This is a genomic window from uncultured Sulfitobacter sp., assembly GCF_947499945.1.
In the GTDB taxonomy this organism is placed as follows: domain Bacteria; phylum Pseudomonadota; class Alphaproteobacteria; order Rhodobacterales; family Rhodobacteraceae; genus Sulfitobacter.
The window spans coordinates 866,034-886,333 of the sequence record NZ_CANMQD010000001.1; the positions used below are offsets into that span (position 1 = coordinate 866,034).

A 20,300-nucleotide genomic window follows, 5' to 3' on the forward strand; every position below is an offset into this window, starting at 1 on the left:
CAGGATCCATCACCCTAACATAAACACATCATAGCGCGTTGATTTTCCCATAATCCGATGCGAACAGGGCCGTATCCCTTCAATCGGGTCAGCTTTAGCAGGCCACTTTAAAACAACACGCTGACGGGCATGGGTCAAAGCCACCCGCATCAAATCAGCAGCATCCTCATCAGTTCCCACAATCTCGCGCACCTGACGCAACTCACGCTTGACGAGGGCAGAGTTCTTGCGCGGTGGATGCATCGGATCAATCAAGATCGCATCGACCGCAAGCGTGGGCAGCAAATCCTTGGCATCGCCGTGCAGCAAGGTCATTCGTTCGACAATCTCGCAAAAATCGCCTCCCTCGGCCAAGGCCCGCTCGATCCCATCCGCCAACAGCGCATGCATCTCCAGCGACCGCTCAATCAGTGTAACTTGCGCCCCCAGCGAGGCCAACAAAAACGCATCACGCCCCAGCCCCGCCGTGGCATCCACAACGGTCGGCGTTTTGCCTGCGCGCAAGCCCATCGCTTTGGGCAAATCCTGCCCGCGCCCGCCGCCAAAGCGCAACCTGTGCGCCACAGGGCCATTCACAAAATCAACGCGTAGAGCGGCCTCACGCGCTATCATCCAAGATAGACCTCTCCAGACATTACAAGCGCCCCCTGCCCTGAAACCTTCACGCCAGTAATTGCTTCGCGTGGTCCCAAAACTTCAACCTGTGCTTGACCCGGACGTCCCATGCCATGTCCCTGCTCTGCAGTAAATATAGGTGAAACAATCAATCCATGCGCCCAAAGATACGCCGCCATACAACCCGTGGCCGATCCTGTGAACGGATCCTCTGGCGGACTGGGCGGCGCGAGGAGCAAACGGCTAAATGTATTGCCTCGCTCCGTTGCCCCCTCCAGACAGACCCAATACGGTTCCATAATGTCGGTGCTCTTGTGGCCCAAAGCGTCGGCATATGCAGCCAAGGCATCTTCGTTAAACTTGACCCCCTCTAGTGTCGCACGGTCCTTGAGAACCGTGATACAGAACGGCAACCCTGTGGAGACAACTTGCGGCGGGTGGATAATATCGCTGGCCTGCATCCCCCCAACAGCAGCGACCAATCCGGCATCCACCACCTCTCCGAATTCGGGTGCGATCTGCGTCATCGTCACACGGTCGCCCAGCACCTCCACAGGCACCAGACCGGCCCCCGTTTCCAGCACAAGCCGCCCATCCGCAATCATCCCGCGTCTGCGCATCGCGACAACAGTCGCTACTGTGGGATGACCTGCAAAGGGAATTTCACGGCTGGCAAGGAAATACCGCACACGAATATCTGCCACATCGGACGGCCCTGTGAACGTACATTCGACTAACGAAGTCTCCCGCACATAGGCCGTGCAAACCTCATCCGGCAATCCCGCCCCGCCATGAACAACTGCACAGCCATTTCCGCCGAACACATCGCCCGTAAACGCATCCACCCAGTCAAATTCAAATGCCATTCACGATCTCCACATGCCAAAAGGGGCCGCACTGCTGCGACCCCTCTACCTTCTGCGGATGACGCCACTGGTCAACCGTTTTAATGTACCAATACTGGCGCATAGTTATGCTCACGCGCCAAATCGAAAGCCAGTTTGCGGTCGCCTACAAGGGCCAGTTGCTGACCATCTGCATTGTGCACCGCATAAAGCTGCTCAAGCCCTTCAGCCTGATCGCGCACCTCACGGGGCAGGTCGATCACGGCAATCGTCTTGACGTAAACGGTCCGGTCCGCTGGTCCTGTCATTTCAGTAGTATCCATGTGCTACCCCTTTCGGATATTGATCGTCTGTACGACCGTTTCAGGCTTGGCTTGGGTCAGGTCCACATGCAGCAGACCGTTCTCCATCAGCGCCTCGCCCACTTCGACACCATCCGCGAGCACAAAGCTGCGCTGGAACTGACGGCCCGCAATGCCACGGTGCAAAAACACGCGGCCCTCGCTGTCTTCATTCTGCCGACCCCGAATGACCAACTGGCGGTCCTCGACAGTGATCGACAAATCACCTTCTCCAAAACCAGCCACCGCCAGTGTAATGCGGTAACTCCGTTCGGAGGTTTGTTCGATGTTAAAAGGCGGATAGCCTTCATTGCCGGATTTGGCGCTGCGTTCCAGCACCCGCTCCAGCTGTTCAAATCCCAACATATGGGGATAAGAGGCAAGCGTAAGTTTCGTCATCTATGACACGTCCTTATGATCTCAAGCGACAGTCCTGTAACGCCCCATGGTTGGCAGCGTCACCTCATAAATATGGGAAGCCAATCGGTTCTGCGCAAGGGCTATGCGCCAATCACCCGATCGCTTATACTTAAAAGCCTAATCAGTAGTCAGAATCAGAGTAGTAATGAACGCCCAAGACGATCTCTCCATGAAGAACGATGAGGTGCTGCGGGTTGAACTCGAAGTATTCCGTAATGAGCACCGCGATCTGGATGATGCAATCAGAGCACTTGCGGAACGCGGCACCGCCGATCAGTTGACCCTGCAACGGCTGAAAAAGCGCAAACTCCTGCTCAAAGACCGTATCGCACGCATCGAAGACCGCCTAACCCCCGACATCACCGCATGAGCCAGAGTTTCCCCGAAACTCTGTACCCAAAATTTCTCCGAAATTTTGCCCACCGCGCTACATTGCCCCTCCGCTCCGAATGGCTATAGTGCGCGCTTACGCACCTGACGCAAAGGCTTTAGCGCTATGAGCACACCACCCGTTGGCATCATCATGGGGTCCCAGTCCGACTGGTCCACTATGCGCGAGGCCGCCACCCTGCTCGACGAGCTTGGCATCGTTTACGAGACCCGTATCGTCTCGGCCCACCGCACGCCCGACCGCCTTTGGGAGTACGGGAAAACGGCTGTGGAGCGTGGGCTTCAGGTCATCATTGCAGGCGCGGGCGGTGCCGCCCATTTGCCCGGTATGATGGCCTCAAAAACCCGCGTTCCGGTGATCGGTGTGCCCGTCCTGACCAAAGCCCTCTCCGGCGTCGACAGCCTCTATTCCATCTTGCAGATGCCCAAAGGCTTCCCCGTTGCCACCATGGCCATCGGCGCACCTGGTGCAGCAAACGCCGCCCTGATGGCCGCTGGCATCCTCGCACTCCAAGACCCGGTTCTGGCTACCCGCCTCGACACATGGCGCAGCGATCTGAGCGCCTCTATTCCGGAAGCTCCCACAGATGACTAACCCTCTGCCCACGGGCGCGACCATCGGCATTCTTGGTGGGGGCCAGCTTGGCCGCATGCTTTCTGTGGCCGCCTCCCGCCTTGGCCTACGCACCCATATCTATGAACCAGGCAGCAATCCGCCCGCCGCTGACGTAGCCCATGCCGTCACTACGGCGCCCTACAGCGATGTGGCCGCTCTCACTGCTTTCGCCAATTCCGTTGACCTCGTGACCTACGAATTCGAGAATATCCCCACGGAGGCGCTCGACATCATCGAGGCGATAACGCCCATCCACCCCAACCGCCGCGCTCTTGGCACCTCCCAAGACCGCCTTGTGGAAAAGAGCTTCCTGCAAGAAATCGGCCTGCAAGTCGCCCCTTTCGCGGATATCACCAACGCCGCCAGCCTTGATGCAGCCCTCGCCACCATCGGCACGCCTTCAATCCTGAAAACCCGCCGTTTCGGCTATGACGGCAAAGGGCAGTCCCGCCTGAACGCTCCCGAAGACGCCGCCACAGCCCTCACCGACATGGCGGGTGCGCCCGCTGTGCTCGAAGGCTTCGTCAACTTCTCGGTCGAAATCTCGATCATTGCAGCGCGCAATCCACAAGGCGAAATCGCTTGCTACGATCCCGGTGAAAACATCCACCGCGATGGCATCCTGCACACAACAACCGTCCCTGCAAAAATCCCCGCGCGCCTGCGCACCGATGCTGTCCTGCTGGCCGCTAAAATCCTCAACACGCTGGATTATGTGGGCGTCATGGGGGTTGAGCTTTTCGTCACCCCTCAGGGACTCATCGTGAACGAGATCGCCCCGCGCGTACATAACTCGGGCCATTGGACGCAAAACGGCTGTGCCGTCGACCAGTTCGAGCAGCACATTCGCGCCATAGCAGGCTGGCCACTTGGCGACGGGAAACGCCATGCAGATGTAGTGATGGAGAACCTGATCGGTGACGACATGGACCAAGTCCCCGCACTGGCGAAAGAGCCCAACTGCGCCATCCACCTTTACGGTAAGGTCGAGACGAAAACAGGCCGCAAAATGGGCCACGTCAACAGGATCAAAACCTGAACCAACATCGGGAGCAGAATTTCAGCGCAATTCTGGCGTCAGGCCATAAATCGCATGGCAATCTCACCACTCATGTAGCTCACACGCCCCTGCACCAGCGTTGCAGCGACCCGCAAGCTCTCGCGCTCCAGCACAACCATATCCGCACGTTTGCCCACCTCCAGCACACCGCGATCACTCAGCCCCAGAACCCCCGCAGGACCGCTTGACACCAGCCCCCATGCGCCGTTCAAATCCAGCATGCCGTTCTGCCAAAGCATCAGGGCAGCACGCCGAACGCTGGGATAGTGATAATCAGACGCCAGCGCCGTACAATAGCCCATGGCAATCAGGTCCACCGCAGAAACATTGAGGTTATGCGAGCCGCCCCGTACGACATTGGGCGAACCCATAACCACAATCCCGCCATGCGTCGCAGCTGCTTCAGCCGCCTCAAGTGTCTCAGGAAACTCGGCCACATTCACGCCGCGCCCTGCCCAGATCGCACGCCCTTCAGCAGTCGTATCGTCATGGCTACCCATCGCGATCCCCCGCAGCGCAAGCTGCGCACAAAGCCAGTCGAGCGCTGCTGGCACATCCTCACTCTCCGCCTCCAATGCTTGCATAAGCGCCAGATGCGTTTCAGGACTTCGCCTAGCCTTTAGCGCTTGCGACACCAGCCGACGTGGCTGCACACCCTCCTGTAAACGGGCATGGGGCAAATGATCGTTAAAAACGATGTAACGCAGGCCCCACTCCGCCATTTTCTCGGGCAGCTCTTCATAAAAATCCAGCAGATGCGTTTCGAACCGCAATTGCCCCCGCAAATCTGTGACCATACCGGGTCCAAGATCGCGCAGATGCGAAAACACCTGATCCGCAAACTCGTAGCTGCGCACGCCACCTTCCCAACTGACAAACTGCGCCAGCGTCGCCGTGGTGATCCCGTTCGCCGCCAGCTCGGCCTCGACCGCGACCAAGCCTTCGGCCATCTCCTTCATCGCACCACGCCGTGGCGCCAAATGCCGCTCGAAGCCGTCACCGTGGACATCGACAATACCGGGCAGAACCAGATATCCACGCAAATCAACCGCGCGGCCCACGGGCGTATCCACGATCACACCATCAGAGAACGACAATCCGTCACGGTGCAGCCCGTAAGGCCCCAACACTTCTGCGCCAGTCAGATCAAGGCTTAGCATCAAAGACCTCGATGCCCGGCAAACAATCCCCGTCAGGGCAACCGAACTGCTCAAGCATCGCCCCAAAGAATGTCATGTCAGGGTCAAAACGCCCTTTTCGCAAAAAGGACACTGTCTGCGAAATCACCCGCGGATTATTCATCATAAATGTATGGGTCACAGGCAGGGTAAGATGCGCCCGCATCCCGTTTAGGCGCGTCGAAGACACCGCCACCTTTCCGTCATCATCCCCCGGCAACAACGACGAGAAATAGGGGTTAAGAGATTGCGTTCCAGCAATAATTCCCACTTCAAAATCAGCATCTGGCAAACTGCGCGGCAAAGACCCCGGACCGGTCCCCATCTGCATTCCCGCAGGCCCGTTAATCCAGTCAAAGGCGACCACATCGCGTAACTGGTCCACGATCTCGCTCCCCTTATTGGGGGGCCCCAACATCACTGCGCGTCCCACACGGTCAGGACCGACCTCGGCAACCCACTGCCGCAACAGAATGCCGCCCATCGAATGGGTCACAAAATCGACTTTTTCCGTGCCACACGCGGCTACTGCCGCGGGCAAAGTTTGACGCGTCAACTCTTCAATTGGCGCTTCTGTTGACGGATAGCCTGGCCTTACCACGCGCCAGCCCTCAGCCTCCAACGCCGCTTCCATCAAGGCAAAAGACGTCTCGGTCCGAGCCAAACCATGTAGCAGAACAACGCACCGCGCCTGCGCCGCCGTCCCAAGCAACACCATCGCACATATGATCGCAATCAATCTCATACGCTGCTATGTAATGCCAATCCGCGCACTTGTAATCCCCCATCGCATCTTACCGCTAAGAGGACCGCAACATGACCCCGACAACGCCCCCTCGCCTCGCCGTGCGTGCCATTATTCTCCATCGGGAGCGCCTGCTGCTGGTCAACGCGTGGCCCACAGGGAAAAGCGATCTTATGTGCGCCCCCGGTGGCGGGGTAGAGCGTGGCAGCTCCCTGCCCGACAACCTTATCCGCGAGGTTTTTGAAGAAACCGGCTTGCATATCACCGTAGATGCGCCGTGTTTGGTGAATGAGTTTAATGATCCAAACGGCAGCTTTCATCAGGTCGATGTATATTTTCATTGTACGCTGATCAGCCCACCAACGCTGGATCATGGATGGCAGGATGTTGACGCTATCGTGACTGACCGACGCTGGGTTACGCGCACTGAAATGGTCAAGCTCCGCGTCAAACCCGACAGCCTCGCCGCCGTGGCATGGCGCGATTCTGACGCGCCAACGTATGATCCGCTAGAGCCCCTTATCACTTAACCGTCACAGACCAGCCGATCCCCCCCACCACCAGTGCAGCTGCAATCATAATCACAGGCGTCGCTGCTTCGCCCAGCAAAACTGCCCCCGACAGTATCGCAATCACAGGTACGCTCAGCTGCACAACCGCTGCCGTGCTGCTGCGCATCTGACCCAAGACTGAATACCACAACGCATAGCCCAAGCTGGAGGTGAGCGCCCCACAAATCAATGCCAAGAAGATGCCGCGCCCATCGGCTTCCACACCACGTTGAAGCAGCAGCAACGCCAACAAAGGCAGGCAAAATATGAAATTCGCACCCGTTGTTGCCAACGGATCAGACGCACCGCGCCCCGCAATCGTATAGGCCGCCCAACCAAGCCCTGCTATGCACATCAAAAGCGCACCGCTCATATCTACAGCACCCCCGCCGCTGGGCCACAGAACCAGCGCCAACCCGCCAAAGGCAACAGCGGCGCCAATAACTTGACGTGTTGTAGAGGCTTGGCCAGTGTAAGTGCCATACGCAAACATGGCGATCTGTGTCACGCCAAATAGAATAAGCGCGCCCAACCCCGCATCAAGTGTCAAATAAGCCAGCGAGAAACCCGCCATATAAGCCGTTAGGCTTACCACGCCGATGATCCGTTCGGCCCGAAACAGCGGCAGCGACGTTCCACGCAACAACGCGATACCGCCCAACATCGCAGCCCCCGCAGCAACCCGAAGCACGGCGAAGGCAGCCGGAGCAATATGCCCACCTTCCACAGCCGCCCGTGTCAGAAGGGAATTTGCAGCAAAGGCGCACATGGTCAGAATGGTCAACAGGATCAAACGCATACTCGGGCGTACCGCGTACGCCGCCAAGCGCCAAGCCTTATCGCATCAAGTAAAGATAAACTCATCATCATCACCCAACGTCGCGATCAACGCCTCAAGATCGCTATGATCCTGCCCTACACCCACAGCAGAAAGGCCCCCCATCATCTTGCGCATCTCTTCTTTGAACAACGACACCACAGAGCCTTGAACTTCACGGTCCATCAAAGCCGCGGTTAGGCCCTGCTTAATCACCTCGCGCTGATGCTCGGATTGCGCAATTAAATCCCGCTGCTCTGCGGCAGTCTGCATCGCACCGACCATGGCAAATCGAAGCTGATCGGCAGTCATTGCCTCTTTCGTTAGGAAATCATGACACCCGTTGCGCATTGCGGTGACGGCGGTTTCCATATCACCGTTCCCCGTAATCATGATGGTTGCAACGTCGTTGTTTAATGCGCTGTTCTGGATATGCTCCAGCACCTCCAACCCGTCTCCCTGTGGCAAGCGGTAGTCGATCAGGATAAGGTCGAAAACCTCCCGCGCAACCGCCTCTTTCGCTTCTGCGATCGAGCTGACTTCGGTTAAGGCGACCATCAACCGGCTGTTCTGGCTCAGCCGCTTGATCCGAGCGCGATCAAACGTGCTGTCATCCAACAACAAGGTTTTTATTATTTTTGGAAATGCCCCCTCATCGGGGCCTAATACTTCAACTTGCACTGACATGGCTCATCTCTCCCACAGAAAATCTCAGGACAATCGTAGCTCAGGCATGCCTATCAAATGATAAATTCAGCCATCATTTACTCGTCAGCATTATCGCAAAAAACCTGATAAATTGGGTAGATCGGACCGCTTCCATCTAAGCGTCATACCCCACGGCAGTCACGTCAGCGTGGGCACCCATGGGGGATGACGACATCAATGCGCAGACCACTGCTCTCACCGTCCACTTCAGACAGTGCGACGTATCCTCCATAATGCTCGGCCAGCTTGCGCACATTGGCAAGGCCCATACCTGTCCCCTCCACTTCATCACGTGGTCGCAAGGTCGTCATCGCGCCCAGCGCACGCGAATGAAACCGCTTCGGAATTCCAGGCCCGTCATCGCAGACGGTAAAGCGGATCAACGCACCCTCTTGCTGTGTTGTGACAGTAATTGTGCCACGCGTAGCATGGTGATGCTTGACCGAGTTTCCAATTAACGCGCTCCACAATAGCAACGCATCCTGCTCGCCCATCATAACGTGGGCGCATCCAATATCACGGCTCAGCTGCATCGTCTCAGGCAGGTGCAGTTCTGACAGAACCTCCTCCAGTGCCGCCCCTACATCCACCCGCACCACGGGCTGCATTCGACCAACCCGCGAATAAGTCAACAAATCCATCAACATCCGGTCAAGCCGCGCAGTATGACGGTTCATCATCTCAATTGATTGCGCGACTGAGCCTGTGATCTCGACCCCCGCTTCCGCCAGATCCTCTGCAATCCACTGCGGCAATTCAAGCAATGCACGCACTGAGGCGCGAACATCATGGCTCATCAAATAGATGAAATCGTCAATGTCCTGAGTGTCTGTATCGGGTGCTCCTGCCGGAGCAGCCTGTGCAGCGTTGCGCGTCATGGATAACCTTTCAAACTCGTTCACTCGCGAGCCTAACAGGCCAATCCTTGCAACGCCGTTAACGTCCCCCCAGAACGAAACAAAGGGCCCCTGATAGGAGCCCTTTGATCTGTCGGTAAGGACAGGGTGGTAGATGCGTCTTGCCCTGCTCGTGATCTTTTTCTTCGAAAAAGACACTGTCAGGGTTCGCTCACAAGCTTTGCTTGTAAGCTTACATCATGCCGCCCATGCCGCCCATTCCGCCCATGTCCGGCATGCCGCCACCGGCGCCATCTTTGGAGGGCTTATCAGCAACCATCGCTTCGGTTGTGATCAGCAGGCCAGCAACAGATGCTGCATCCTGAAGCGCTGTGCGCACAACTTTGGCAGGGTCGATAACACCAAACTTGAACATGTCACCATATTCTTCTGTCTGTGCGTTAAAGCCGAAGTTCTTGTCGTCACTCTCGCGGATTTTGCCCGCAACAACGGAACCGTCAACACCGGAGTTTTCGGCAATCTGACGCAGAGGCGCTTCAATCGCACGACGGATGATGCCGATGCCTACGTCTTGGTCAGAGTTCGCACCCTTGAGACCGTCAAGCGCTTTGCCACCTTGGATAAGGGCAACACCACCACCAACAACAACGCCTTCTTGTACGGCTGCGCGTGTCGCGTTCAGTGCATCGTCAACGCGGTCTTTACGCTCTTTGACTTCCACTTCGGACATGCCACCAACGCGGATCACAGCAACACCACCGGCCAGTTTGGCCACGCGCTCTTGCAGTTTCTCTTTGTCATAGTCGGATGTTGTTTCTTCGATCTGGTTGCGGATCTGTGTGACACGCGCTTCGATCTCGGCTTTTGCACCAGCACCTTCAACGATGGTTGTCTCGTCTTTGGTGATTGTGACTTTCTTGGCGGAACCCAGCATGTCCATGGTCACGGACTCAAGCTTCATGCCCAGATCTTCGGAGATCACTTGACCACCAGTCAGAACTGCAAGGTCTTGCAACATGGCTTTACGGCGATCGCCGAAACCAGGTGCTTTGACCGCTGCGATTTTCAGACCACCGCGCAGTTTGTTCACAACAAGAGTTGCAAGCGCTTCGCCTTCAACATCTTCCGAGATGATCAGCAGCGGCTTTTGCGACTGGATCACCTGCTCGAGCAATGGAACCATTGGCTGGAGCGAGGACAGCTTCTTTTCGTGCAGCAAGATGATCGCGTCTTCCAGCTCGACTGTCATCTTGTCGGAGTTTGTCACGAAATAAGGGGACAGATAACCGCGGTCGAACTGCATGCCTTCAACAACAACAGTTTCTGTTTCCAGACCCTTGTTCTCTTCGACAGTGATAACACCTTCGTTACCGACTTTTTGCATTGCGTCTGCGATCTGACGACCGATTTCCGCCTCACCGTTGGCAGAGATTGTACCAACCTGAGCAACTTCGTCGCTGTCGTTGACAGGGCGCGCTGCTGCGATAATTGCTTCAACGACTTTGGCAGTTGCCAGATCGATGCCGCGCTTCAGATCCATCGGGTTCATGCCCGCTGCAACCGACTTCATGCCTTCGCGAACGATAGCCTGAGCCAAAACTGTTGCGGTTGTTGTACCGTCACCAGCTTCGTCATTGGTGCGGGAAGCAACTTCCTTAACCATCTGAGCGCCCATGTTCTCGAACTTGTCTTCCAGTTCGATCTCTTTGGCGACAGATACACCGTCTTTTGTGATGCGCGGGGCGCCGAACGATTTGTCCAGAACCACGTTACGGCCTTTGGGGCCGAGGGTTACTTTGACCGCATCTGCGAGGATGTTAACACCCTTGAGCATTTTGTTGCGGGCATCAGTACCGAATTTGACGTCTTTTGCAGACATATTCGAAGTCTCCTAATATTAATTTATGATGGATCGCTTGTCTTGAGGTGGGTTTTCAAACCCGCCCGTCCTTGTTCAGGACAGGATCCCCATGATGTCGCTTTCTTTCATCATCAGCATTTCTTCACCGTCTATGGTGACCTCTGTACCGGACCATTTGCCGAACAGAACACGATCACCGGCTTTTACCGCTGGTGTGATCAACTCACCGTTGTCTTTGCGTGCGCCCTCGCCCACAGAAACAACTTCGCCTTCGGAAGGCTTTTCTTTTGCGCTATCGGGAATGATCAGCCCGCCGGAAGTTTTCTCTTCGCCCTCTGTGCGTTTAACCAGCACGCGGTCGTGAAGTGGTGTTAATGCCATCTTTGTAGCTCCTTGATGCTCAAAGTTATCTCAAAGGACCAGCCCTTCACCCGAAGCGACCAGCCGTTATCACTCACCTTGGTCGAGTGCTAACGAGTGGTAATTAAGGAGTGCGCTGAGCTGAGTCAACGGGCGCACTGATAAAAATTTCTCAGCTCAGTCGGCCCCCAGCACACGGCCAGAAACAGTCACCGCATCCGCCCCCGCAGGAGTGATGCCATAAACACCCTTCTCGACCTTCTCAAACCAGCCATAATGATTGGCACGCATCATGGTCGTGGCCTTGGACACACCTGTCTCGCGTGCGACGTCCGCACCTTTGCACGCACCAACCTCGAACAGATAAACCGCGATCTTGACCGCATCCTGACGGTAGGCCGTAACCAGTCCCGCCCGCGTCTGCCCCCCGTCATTGGGATCACCTTGCCGCCGCGCAAACTCGCGCAATAGCGTGGCTTTCCGCTTTGCATTCTTGCGCGGCGCGTAGGGTCCAGGATCACAATGCACTGTGACCAATCCGTCCTCCAACCGCACCGTGAGAAGCCCCAGCCCCAGACGTCGCGCCATGGCAGTATTGGCCTTCACCGCCTTATAAAACGGCTTGCCTGCCTTATGCGCCACGGCCATGTACACATCATCACTGACCTTCAACCGCTCCACACACTGATGGAACAGCGCCAGCGAGAAGCCCAGCTTCAGCTCCACGACCACAGGCGGTTCGGCCCCGCGCACGGCAACCACATCGGCAGCACCCACTTCACCTTTCACCACATATCCCTGATCCTCCAAAAAGGACTTCACAGGCAGGTAAAGGTCGGTCTCACGTACTTTCATGGGCGAAACCTATCACCATTCCCAAATGCTGCGCGACCCCCTAAGCTGGCCCCATGACACGAGATGAACTTAAAACCTTCTGCGCCTCCCTGCCCCAAGCCACCCATGTAGTCCAATGGGGCAATTCGGATGTGTATAAAGTAGGCGGTAAACTCTTTGCTGTACTCGGCATGGGCGGCACCTCCAACGCTGTGACATTCAAAGTCACCCACCTCGCCTACGAGCTTCTCTCCGACAGCCCCGGTCTACGCCCCGCGCCTTATCTGGCCTCCCGCGGGATGAAATGGATACAGCAATACGACAAGCCTGGCCTCTCAGACGAGAGCCTCCGCGAGCACATCCACGCCTCTTATGACATGGCCATTGAGAAGCTTACCAAAAAGCTGCGCACCGAGCTTGACCTTTAACGCCGCCAGACTTTCGCCAAAAGTTTGTGCACAAATCCTCCCAAAGGATTTGCCCCCCGTGACACCGTCCCGCATCCTGCTATAAGGCGCACAAATTGACACACAGCTTGCAGGAGCGCCCCCATGACCACCCTCGTTTTCGGCCACAAATCTCCAGACACTGACAGCACGGGCAGCCCCATTGTTTGGGCGTGGTATCTGTCCGAAATCATGGACACCCCTGCTAAACCTGTTCTGCTGGGAGAGCCGAATACCGAAGCGCTGTTCATGCTCGACCACTGGAACCTAGAGAAACCCGAAATCATCTCGGGGCTAGAGGCAGGTCAAGACGTCGTCATCGTCGACACCAACAACCCCGCCGAACTGCCCGACAACATCAACGACGCCAACATCACCGCCATCATCGATCACCACAAACTGGTTGGTGGTCTGGAAACAGCAGGCCCAATCCCAATCCGGATCGAACCCCTCGCCTGTACCGCCACAATCATGTGGAAGATGATCGGCAAAGACATGGCACAGATGCCGAACGACATCAAAGGCGCGATGCTTACCTGCATCCTCTCGGATACGCTCGAATTCCGCTCGCCGACCACAACGCAAGAAGACAAAGCCATCGCATGGTCACTGGCAGAAAGCCTCGACGTGAACATTTCCGACTACGCCGCACAAATGTTCGCTGCGAAATCAGATGTCTCTTCCTTCTCCGAGGCAGAACTGCTGCGCATGGATAGCAAAGAATTCGAAGTAGACGGTAAAAAGCTCCGCGTTTCCGTGCTGGAAACCACCTCGCCTTCGGCCATACTGGACCGCAAGGATGCGCTCATGGCCGCCATGCCCGCCGTGGCCAGAGAAGACGGCGCAGATCAGGTTCTGCTCTTTGTGGTCGATATCCTCAACGAGGAATCCACCATGCTCATCCCCAATGATCTTACTAAAGCTGTGGCCGAAAAATCATTCGACGCCAAAGTGGAAGGCGACACCGTCGTTCTCCCCGGCATCATGAGCCGGAAAAAGCAGATCATCCCCTTCCTGAAGGCCTAATCCTCTTCCACACAACACCCTAAAAGGCCTCCTGCTCCAACAGGGGGCCTTTTTCACGTGCTGCCCACTGCTTGCATCCCCTGCCCACTCCGCTATCTCAGCCCCAACAGATTAACAGGAGCCGCCCATGACCCGCATCATCACCGCCCTTTCAGAAGTCTCCGCCGATTATGACGCACTCTTTGTCGATCTCTGGGGATGTGTGCACAATGGCGTGGCGGCCATGCCTGCGGCAGTCAAAGCCCTGCAAGACTACCGGAAAACAGGTGGCAAAGTTGTCCTTGTTACCAATTCCCCCCGCCCCCGCGCAGGCGTAGTCAAACAGCTCGCCCACTTCGGCGTGCCAACAGATGCGTACGACGCCATCGCCACCTCAGGCGATTCCGCCCGCTCCGCCATGTACCGTGGTGTTGTGGGCACACAGGTCTGGCACTACGGCCCCGCCACCGACAGCCGCTTTTTCGACCCGCTCGACATTCTCGAAAACCCCGTCGAAATTACCCGCGTTCCCTTGGCTGAGGCCACAGGCATCGTCTGCACAGGCCCATTTGACGCCGAAGCTGACCCCGAAACATGGCGCCCCGATCTGGAAATCGCGCTCGAATCAAATCTCAAACTCCTGTGCGCCAATCCTGACATCATCGTAGACCGTGGCGAGGTGCGCGAATGGTGCGCAGGTGCCGTGGCCAAAATGTACACCGAAATGGGCGGCACCAGCCTCTACTTTGGCAAACCCCATGCCCCCATCTATGACCTCGCCCGCCGCCGCCTGCACAAGCTCGGTAATGACATTCCCGACCCCCGCATCCTCGCTATTGGCGACGGCATCGCAACGGACGTCAAAGGCGCCATAGATGAAGGCATTGATTCCCTCTTTATCTCTGGGGGCCTCGCCGCAGCAGAAACTAAAACTGTGACCCAACCCGACGCGGAGGCCCTAACTGTTTATCTTACTGCAGAAAATTCCACCCCACCCTTCACAATAGGTCACCTGCGCTGACGTAAATAATGCTTGCCTTTCTGCGCTTGCGAAGTAATTAAGTTCCAACAACGGCGTCTGAGTCGTACTTTTATTACCAAGAGGGCAAACATGTTGGACAATCTTCCGCGCGGCACCATCGTCATCGAAGACATCGAAATCGGCATGTTCCGCTACCTGCGCAAACAGGTCACGGATGAGGATATCGAGATGTTTGCCACCATCTCGACCGACCGCAACCCCGTCCACCTCGACGACGATTACGCCCAAGACACGATATTTCAGGGTCGTATCGCCCATGGCATGCTGACGGCTGGTCTGATCTCTGCTGTCATCGGCGAGCAACTCCCGGGTCACGGCACCGTCTACCTCGGCCAAACGATGAAGTTTCTCCGTCCCGTGCGCCCCGGCGATACCGTCTATGCCGAGGTAAAAGTCACCGACATAGATCCCGCCAAACGCATCGTAAAAATGGACTGCCATTGTTCCGTAGATGGAAAAAAGGTTCTCGTTGGCGAAGCCACTGTTCTGGCCCCCTCGCGCAAGTTCGACTGACCCTACCCTACCGTGCACGGCACGACTGTCTAGCCTTGCACCAAACGCCATAGGCGGCTACCAAACCGCCTATGCGGATCATATCAGACTATCAATTTATAGAAGACATAGATCGCGGCGCCACAGCTGCGATTGGCAACTTCGACGGCGTTCACCTCGGCCACCTCTCTGTGATTGACATGGCACGCAACGCCGCCCCCAATGCGCCCCTTGGGATCGTCACCTTCGATCCGCACCCCCGCGAATACTTCGCACCCAAAGCGCCTCCATTCAGGCTGATGAGCAGCGCCGCCCGCGCCTCCCGCCTCGCAAAAGTGGGCGTAGAGCGGCTCTACCAACTCCCGTTCAACACGGCCCTTGCCTCCCTTACCCCCTTCGATTTCGCGGACAAAGTCCTGCACCAAGGTCTCGGTCTGCACCATGTCGTCGTGGGAGCCGACTTCTGCTTTGGACAAGGCCGCAAAGGCACCGCCGCCGACCTGCAATCCTTTGGTGAAGACCTTGGCTTTGGCGTCACTATCGCCCCGCTGATGGCGCAAACCGATCAAACCATCTCCTCCACCGCCATCCGCACGGCGCTGTCAGAAGCTCGCCCTCGTGACGCCGCCGCCATGCTTGGCCATTGGCACCGAATTGAAGGGCCTGTGATCGGCGGGGAGCAGCGCGGCCGCGAACTCGGCTACCCGACGGCCAACATGTCCATCGACGGCCTGCACCCGCCCGCCTTCGGCGTCTACGCTGTACTCGCCGACGTGCTTGAGGGCCCCCACAAAGGCAGCTACCACGGCGTCGCTTCTATGGGTGTGCGCCCGATGTTCGGCGAAAACAAACCAAACTTGGAAACCTTTATTTTCGATTTCAAAGGGGACCTCTACGGCACCCCCATCTCCATCGCCCTCGTCGAACACCTGCGCGGCGAGGAAAAATTTAACAGCCTCGAGTCGCTCATCACCCAAATGGATGCCGACAGCGCCCGCGCTCGTGCCATTCTGACCTCCCTATGACCGATCCTAAACGCCCCAGCAGCGAAGACACAATCGACCGCCACGGCCTCAGCCCCAAATTTTGGGAACGCAAGCCGCTCAAGTCGCTAAACAAAAAAGAATGGGAAGCACTGTGCGACGGTTGCGGAAAATGCTGCCTGAACAAGCTTGAGGACGAAGACACAGGCGAAGTCGCCCTCACAAAAGTCGCCTGCCGCCTGCTCGACGATGCCACATGTCATTGCGCCCAATACGATATCCGCCACCAGTTTGTGCCCGATTGCATCGTGATGACCCCGGAAAACATCGATGACCATGCCTATTGGATGCCCCAAACCTGCGCATATCGCCTGTTGTGGAAGGGAAAGCCCCTTCCCGAATGGCACCCCCTGATTTCTGGCACCCAAGAGAGTGTACACGCCGCTGGCGTTTCCATGCGGGGCCGTACGGTCAGTGAATGGGAAACTGCATTTGAAGAGTGGGAAGACCACATCATCGAGGAGCCTACCTGAATGTTCTTTGCATCCGATAATTCCGGCATCATCCATCCGAACATCATGCAAGCCATGGTCGACGCCAACGCAGGCTACGCCATGCCCTACGGCAACGATGACATCATGGAAGGCGTGCGCGCCAGCATCCGCGAGATATTCGAAGCGCCAGACGCTGCCGTTTACCTCGTGGCCACTGGCACGGCGGCCAATGTCCTCGCACTCGCCTGTTACACCCAGCCATGGCAAACCATCTTCTGCGCCCAATACAGCCACATCGAGGAAGACGAATGTAACGCCCCTGAATTCTACGCAGGCGGCGCTAAACTCACTCTGATCCCTACTAAAAACAAGATGACGCCCGAAGGACTCGCCAAGGCAATCGCCCATCGCGCAGGCGGCAGCGTTCACATGGCGCAATCAGGCGCTGTCTCCATCACCCAAGCTACTGAATTCGGCTCGGTCCACAGCCTCGCAGAAATCCGCGCCCTAACAGCTGTGGCAAAGGACACAAACCTCCCCGTACACCTTGATGGCGCACGCTTTGCCAATGCAATTGTCGCCCTAAATTGCACCGCAGCCGAGATGACATGGAAATCAGGTGTCGACGTGGTCAGCTTTGGCGGTACGAAAAACGGCTGCGCTGGCGTCGAAGCAGTCGTCTTTTTCGATCCTTCCAAGGCCGAGGAGTTCGAATACCGCCGAAAACGTGGTGCGCATCTCTTCTCCAAACACCGCTATCTCAGCGCCCAAATGGCAGGCTACCTCAAGGACGGCCTCTGGACCGACATGGCCCGCAAAGCCAACGCAAACTGCGCCCGTCTCACCGCTGGCCTACGCGCAAATGGTGCGAAATTCCTGCACGAGCCTGACGCGAATATGATCTTTGCCAGCTTCCCCCGCGCTGTGCATCAAAAACTGCAAAAGGCTGGGGCAAAATACTATGTCCTCGACGGGGATGTAACGACTGGACCTGCCGACGAACACCTCGCCTGCCGCCTCGTCTGTGACTGGGCAATGACCGACGATCTGATCGACCAGTTCCTAAATTATTTCTAACTCCGCGCCAGTAACGCCCGCACAGGCGCCGCCACGGCATCAGGATGCGTCACAGGCAGCATATGCCCCGCACCATTGATGATGACTCGCTCCGCATCAGGCAGGCGTTTTTCCAGCGATATAGCGACTTTAGCGCTCATTGGCGGCGATTGATCGCCCTCGATCATCACTGTGGGCATCGCCGCCCGCGCCATACGCCCCGGCTCCAACAACCCCGCACTGTCATGATGCAAAAACGCGCCGCTGGCAGGCACATAATGCACCAACCGCGCCATATGGTCCTGCATCCGTTCGGGCAGTGTCTCCCATGGCGTGCCATCGCCCCAATCGCGGTTGAACACCCGCGCGGCCTCCCGCTCGTCTCCACTCGCAAAAGCCGCATTAAGCGGCTCGCTCGCCCGCTGATGCGCGACCAACAGCTCAGGATCATCCTGAATGGCGGCAGCAAAATAAACAGGCTCGATCATCGTCAAACTGCGGACCAGTTCGGGGCTTTCCACCGCGATGCGCAACGCAACTGTGGCACCGAACGAATGACCCATTAAATCCATTGGCTCGGTGATCAGCGCCCGCGCCATATCCGTGGCCACATCATGCACGTTGCCCTTACGGTCCCAAACGCCCGACTTGCCATGGCTCGGCAAATCAAACGCCAACAGGCTCAGATCATCCTTGAGTGCGGCGGCCAAACCGCGCCACGCCCCCACATGACCAAGGGTGCAATGGATGGCGAGGGCACGGCGCGCCGCCCCCTCGTATAGATGTGTATGCGTATGTAGAATCACAGCTTTCCTTGCAATAAAAGATCAATATCAGCAATCCGGTCCTGCCCCCAGAACCGCTGCTCCCCAACGACATAGAACGGCGCACCAAATACGCCAGCATCCACAGCATCTTCCAGATTGCGGGCATACGTCTCGGCGCCTTGCAATAATCCACTATCGGCGAGTGCAGGATCAAACCCCGCCTCAACCAAACAGGCGCGGATCACATCATCCTGCGCGAGATCTTTCTCCTCGGCCCAACAGGCACGCGTCATGGCATGCGCCAACAACCCCAAATCACCGCCCCCCACATTCTGCGCCGCGATAAAAGCATAAGAGGCGGGTGCGCCATTGGTCGGCCAATGCGCAGGCTTCAGGTTAAATGCCATTCCCAGCTTTTTCGCCTGACGCGGCAACTCCTGCGCACGGTATTCAATCCGGCTGATATGGCGGTCTTTGGGCGGAACACCACCAGTGCGCCCGAATCCCTGAATGATGTCGAACGGCTTATAGTTGATCTTGGCACCATGCTTTGCCGCCACCTCCTCCAACCGCGTCCCCGCAAGGTAGCAATAGGGTGACAACACCGCGAAATAATAATCAATCTGGGTCATTTGGGGCTCCTCTTAGGCCTGTGCGCTTTGCCTAACCCTAGGCACATGTTACCCCCTGTTCCAGAGACGATTCTGTCTGCCGCTGCCACCGGAGCCTTCCCATGCGACACACCCCCGAGCCGAAACTTATTTCAGGCAACGCTAACTTGCCTCTCGCAAAAGCCATCGCACGGCGGATGTCCCTGCACCGCGGCGTGAACGTCGATCTGGTCGACACGCGGGTAGAACGGTTTAACGATGGCGAGATTTTCGTCGAGGTCTTCGAGAACGTGCGCGGCGAGGATATGTTTATCATCCAGCCGACCTCGAACCCCGCAAATGACAACCTGATGGAGCTGCTGATCATGGCCGATGCCCTGCGCCGCTCCTCGGCGCAGCGTGTGACTGCGGTACTGCCCTACTTCGGCTATGCCCGTCAGGACCGCCGCACAAAGGCCCGCACACCCATCACTGCCAAACTGGTCGCCAACATGATGGTCGGTACAGGGATCGAGCGTATCCTGACAATGGACCTGCACGCCGCGCAGATTCAGGGCTTCTTCGACATTCCCGTGGATAACCTCTATGCCTCCCCCGTCTTTGCGCTGGACATCAAACACGCGTTCAAAGACCAGATGGAAGATCTGCTGATCATCTCTCCCGACGTAGGCGGCGTGGCGCGCGCGCGTGAGCTGGCCAAGCGACTGAACGCCCCCCTCGCGATCGTCGATAAACGCCGCGAAAAGGCTGGTGAAGTCTCCGAAATGACAGTGATCGGGAACGTGACTGGCAAAACCTGCCTCATCATCGACGACATCTGCGACACCGCAGGTACGCTCTGCAAAGCCGCCGAAGTGTTGATGGAAAACGGCGCCAAAGAGGTCCACGCCTATATTTCACACGGCGTGATGTCCGGCCCTGCGGTAGAGCGTGTCACAAACTCCGTGATGAAATCGCTGGTCCTTACCGACAGCATTCAACCGTCAGAAGCCGTGAAGAACGCCCCAAACATCCGCATCGTGCCAACTGCTCCGATTTTCGCTCAGGCGATACTGAATATCTGGAACGGCACATCCGTGTCTTCCCTGTTCGAGCAGGACACCCTTGGCCCAATCTACGACGGCATGTACACCGATGGCTAAGAGCTGACCCTTTTTCTCTATTTTGACTATAAACTAAAATGATCTCTCCCCTTTGGGAGAGGTC

At 57.0% G+C, this 20,300-nt stretch carries 26 protein-coding genes; 12 read left to right on the forward strand and 14 right to left on the reverse strand.

The features are described from left to right. Positions 1–9 precede the first annotated feature (9 nt). From Q0775_RS04145 to Q0775_RS04160, 4 genes are all read right to left on the reverse strand, one after another. Complete coding sequence (locus Q0775_RS04145; protein WP_298858073.1) at positions 10–612, reverse strand: class I SAM-dependent methyltransferase; 603 nt, start codon at positions 610–612, stop codon at positions 10–12. Beyond that, positions 609–1,481 (reverse strand): PhzF family phenazine biosynthesis protein, encoded by an 873-nt coding sequence (locus Q0775_RS04150; RefSeq protein ID WP_298858074.1) that lies wholly within the window; start codon positions 1,479–1,481, stop codon positions 609–611. Before Q0775_RS04150 ends, Q0775_RS04145 begins: the two co-directional genes overlap by 4 nt. An 80-nt stretch (positions 1,482–1,561) precedes the next feature. After that, a complete protein-coding gene (locus tag Q0775_RS04155; protein ID WP_298858075.1) occupies positions 1,562–1,783 on the reverse strand; it encodes a DUF1150 family protein in 222 nt (73 codons plus the stop codon). Between the two features lie 3 nt (positions 1,784–1,786). Next, positions 1,787–2,200 (reverse strand): Hsp20 family protein, encoded by a 414-nt coding sequence (locus tag Q0775_RS04160; protein WP_298858076.1) that lies wholly within the window; start codon positions 2,198–2,200, stop codon positions 1,787–1,789. Positions 2,201–2,366: 166 nt separating this feature from the next. Between Q0775_RS04160 and Q0775_RS04165 the strand changes: the two genes are divergently transcribed. The 3 genes from Q0775_RS04165 to Q0775_RS04175 all read left to right on the forward strand — a co-directional run bounded on the left by Q0775_RS04165 (position 2,367) and on the right by Q0775_RS04175 (position 4,266). Next, a complete protein-coding gene (locus Q0775_RS04165) occupies positions 2,367–2,591 on the forward strand; it encodes a DUF465 domain-containing protein (RefSeq protein WP_298858077.1) in 225 nt (74 codons plus the stop codon). Between the two features lie 126 nt (positions 2,592–2,717). Then, on the forward strand, positions 2,718–3,206 hold the full coding sequence (gene purE, locus Q0775_RS04170) for a 5-(carboxyamino)imidazole ribonucleotide mutase (protein ID WP_298858078.1): 489 nt from the start codon (positions 2,718–2,720) through the stop codon (positions 3,204–3,206). Then, the gene (locus Q0775_RS04175) at positions 3,199–4,266 is read left to right on the forward strand and encodes a 5-(carboxyamino)imidazole ribonucleotide synthase (protein ID WP_298858079.1); all 1,068 of its coding nucleotides are present in this window, start codon (positions 3,199–3,201) and stop codon (positions 4,264–4,266) included. Before purE ends, Q0775_RS04175 begins: the two co-directional genes overlap by 8 nt. A 38-nt stretch (positions 4,267–4,304) precedes the next feature. On the opposite strand, the gene Q0775_RS04180 is transcribed toward Q0775_RS04175, so the two are convergent. Together Q0775_RS04180 and Q0775_RS04185 are read right to left on the reverse strand one after the other, a co-directional pair. Next, positions 4,305–5,447: an alpha-D-ribose 1-methylphosphonate 5-triphosphate diphosphatase gene (locus Q0775_RS04180; RefSeq protein WP_298858080.1), complete on the reverse strand. Its 1,143-nt coding sequence runs from the start codon at positions 5,445–5,447 to the stop codon at positions 4,305–4,307. Then, positions 5,434–6,210 carry an alpha/beta fold hydrolase gene (locus tag Q0775_RS04185; RefSeq protein ID WP_298858081.1) on the reverse strand — a complete coding sequence of 259 codons (777 nt, stop codon included), beginning with the start codon at positions 6,208–6,210 and terminating at the stop codon, positions 5,434–5,436. The genes Q0775_RS04180 and Q0775_RS04185 overlap by 14 nt, the downstream gene beginning before the upstream one ends. A gap of 71 nt (positions 6,211–6,281) precedes the next feature. Between Q0775_RS04185 and Q0775_RS04190 the strand changes: the two genes are divergently transcribed. Beyond that, positions 6,282–6,740 carry an NUDIX hydrolase gene (locus tag Q0775_RS04190; RefSeq protein WP_298858082.1) on the forward strand — a complete coding sequence of 153 codons (459 nt, stop codon included), beginning with the start codon at positions 6,282–6,284 and terminating at the stop codon, positions 6,738–6,740. Here Q0775_RS04190 and Q0775_RS04195 read toward each other — a convergent pair. The 6 genes from Q0775_RS04195 to Q0775_RS04220 form a co-directional block, all read right to left on the reverse strand. After that, positions 6,733–7,560 (reverse strand): DMT family transporter, encoded by an 828-nt coding sequence (locus Q0775_RS04195; RefSeq protein WP_298858084.1) that lies wholly within the window; start codon positions 7,558–7,560, stop codon positions 6,733–6,735. The genes Q0775_RS04190 and Q0775_RS04195 overlap by 8 nt on opposite strands. A gap of 45 nt (positions 7,561–7,605) precedes the next feature. Further along, positions 7,606–8,265 (reverse strand): response regulator, encoded by a 660-nt coding sequence (locus Q0775_RS04200; protein WP_298858086.1) that lies wholly within the window; start codon positions 8,263–8,265, stop codon positions 7,606–7,608. 164 nt (positions 8,266–8,429) lie between these two features. Beyond that, positions 8,430–9,164 (reverse strand): ATP-binding protein, encoded by a 735-nt coding sequence (locus tag Q0775_RS04205; protein WP_298858087.1) that lies wholly within the window; start codon positions 9,162–9,164, stop codon positions 8,430–8,432. Positions 9,165–9,375: 211 nt separating this feature from the next. After that, entirely contained in the window at positions 9,376–11,022 is a 1,647-nt protein-coding gene (gene groL / locus Q0775_RS04210) for a chaperonin GroEL (protein ID WP_298858088.1), read from the reverse strand. A gap of 75 nt (positions 11,023–11,097) precedes the next feature. Beyond that, entirely contained in the window at positions 11,098–11,385 is a 288-nt protein-coding gene (locus tag Q0775_RS04215; RefSeq protein ID WP_298858089.1) for a co-chaperone GroES, read from the reverse strand. A gap of 156 nt (positions 11,386–11,541) precedes the next feature. After that, entirely contained in the window at positions 11,542–12,219 is a 678-nt protein-coding gene (locus Q0775_RS04220; RefSeq protein ID WP_298858090.1) for a DUF2161 family putative PD-(D/E)XK-type phosphodiesterase, read from the reverse strand. 53 nt (positions 12,220–12,272) lie between these two features. Here Q0775_RS04220 and Q0775_RS04225 point away from each other — a divergent pair, with 53 nt between their 5' ends. The 7 genes from Q0775_RS04225 to Q0775_RS04255 all read left to right on the forward strand — a co-directional run bounded on the left by Q0775_RS04225 (position 12,273) and on the right by Q0775_RS04255 (position 17,737). Next, a complete protein-coding gene (locus Q0775_RS04225; RefSeq protein ID WP_298858091.1) occupies positions 12,273–12,626 on the forward strand; it encodes an MmcQ/YjbR family DNA-binding protein in 354 nt (117 codons plus the stop codon). Positions 12,627–12,749: 123 nt separating this feature from the next. Beyond that, positions 12,750–13,670, forward strand: coding sequence for a manganese-dependent inorganic pyrophosphatase (locus Q0775_RS04230; protein WP_298858092.1), 921 nt, complete (start codon positions 12,750–12,752; stop codon positions 13,668–13,670). 127 nt (positions 13,671–13,797) lie between these two features. Then, positions 13,798–14,670 (forward strand): TIGR01459 family HAD-type hydrolase, encoded by an 873-nt coding sequence (locus Q0775_RS04235; RefSeq protein WP_298858093.1) that lies wholly within the window; start codon positions 13,798–13,800, stop codon positions 14,668–14,670. Between the two features lie 90 nt (positions 14,671–14,760). Further along, on the forward strand, positions 14,761–15,204 hold the full coding sequence (locus Q0775_RS04240; protein ID WP_298858094.1) for a MaoC family dehydratase: 444 nt from the start codon (positions 14,761–14,763) through the stop codon (positions 15,202–15,204). Positions 15,205–15,275: 71 nt separating this feature from the next. Further along, entirely contained in the window at positions 15,276–16,208 is a 933-nt protein-coding gene (locus Q0775_RS04245; RefSeq protein ID WP_298858095.1) for a bifunctional riboflavin kinase/FAD synthetase, read from the forward strand. Beyond that, positions 16,205–16,699, forward strand: coding sequence for a YcgN family cysteine cluster protein (locus tag Q0775_RS04250; RefSeq protein WP_298858096.1), 495 nt, complete (start codon positions 16,205–16,207; stop codon positions 16,697–16,699). The genes Q0775_RS04245 and Q0775_RS04250 overlap by 4 nt, the downstream gene beginning before the upstream one ends. Continuing rightward, on the forward strand, positions 16,700–17,737 hold the full coding sequence (locus tag Q0775_RS04255) for a low specificity L-threonine aldolase (protein WP_298858097.1): 1,038 nt from the start codon (positions 16,700–16,702) through the stop codon (positions 17,735–17,737). Here Q0775_RS04255 and Q0775_RS04260 read toward each other — a convergent pair. Both Q0775_RS04260 and Q0775_RS04265 read right to left on the reverse strand, forming a co-directional pair. Further along, a complete protein-coding gene (locus Q0775_RS04260) occupies positions 17,734–18,522 on the reverse strand; it encodes an alpha/beta hydrolase (protein WP_298858098.1) in 789 nt (262 codons plus the stop codon). The two genes, Q0775_RS04255 and Q0775_RS04260, sit on opposite strands and share 4 nt — an antisense overlap. Further along, a complete protein-coding gene (locus tag Q0775_RS04265; protein ID WP_298858099.1) occupies positions 18,519–19,115 on the reverse strand; it encodes a 2-hydroxychromene-2-carboxylate isomerase in 597 nt (198 codons plus the stop codon). Before Q0775_RS04265 ends, Q0775_RS04260 begins: the two co-directional genes overlap by 4 nt. A gap of 101 nt (positions 19,116–19,216) precedes the next feature. Here Q0775_RS04265 and Q0775_RS04270 point away from each other — a divergent pair, with 101 nt between their 5' ends. After that, positions 19,217–20,236 (forward strand): ribose-phosphate pyrophosphokinase, encoded by a 1,020-nt coding sequence (locus tag Q0775_RS04270; RefSeq protein ID WP_298858100.1) that lies wholly within the window; start codon positions 19,217–19,219, stop codon positions 20,234–20,236. Positions 20,237–20,300 lie beyond the last annotated feature (64 nt).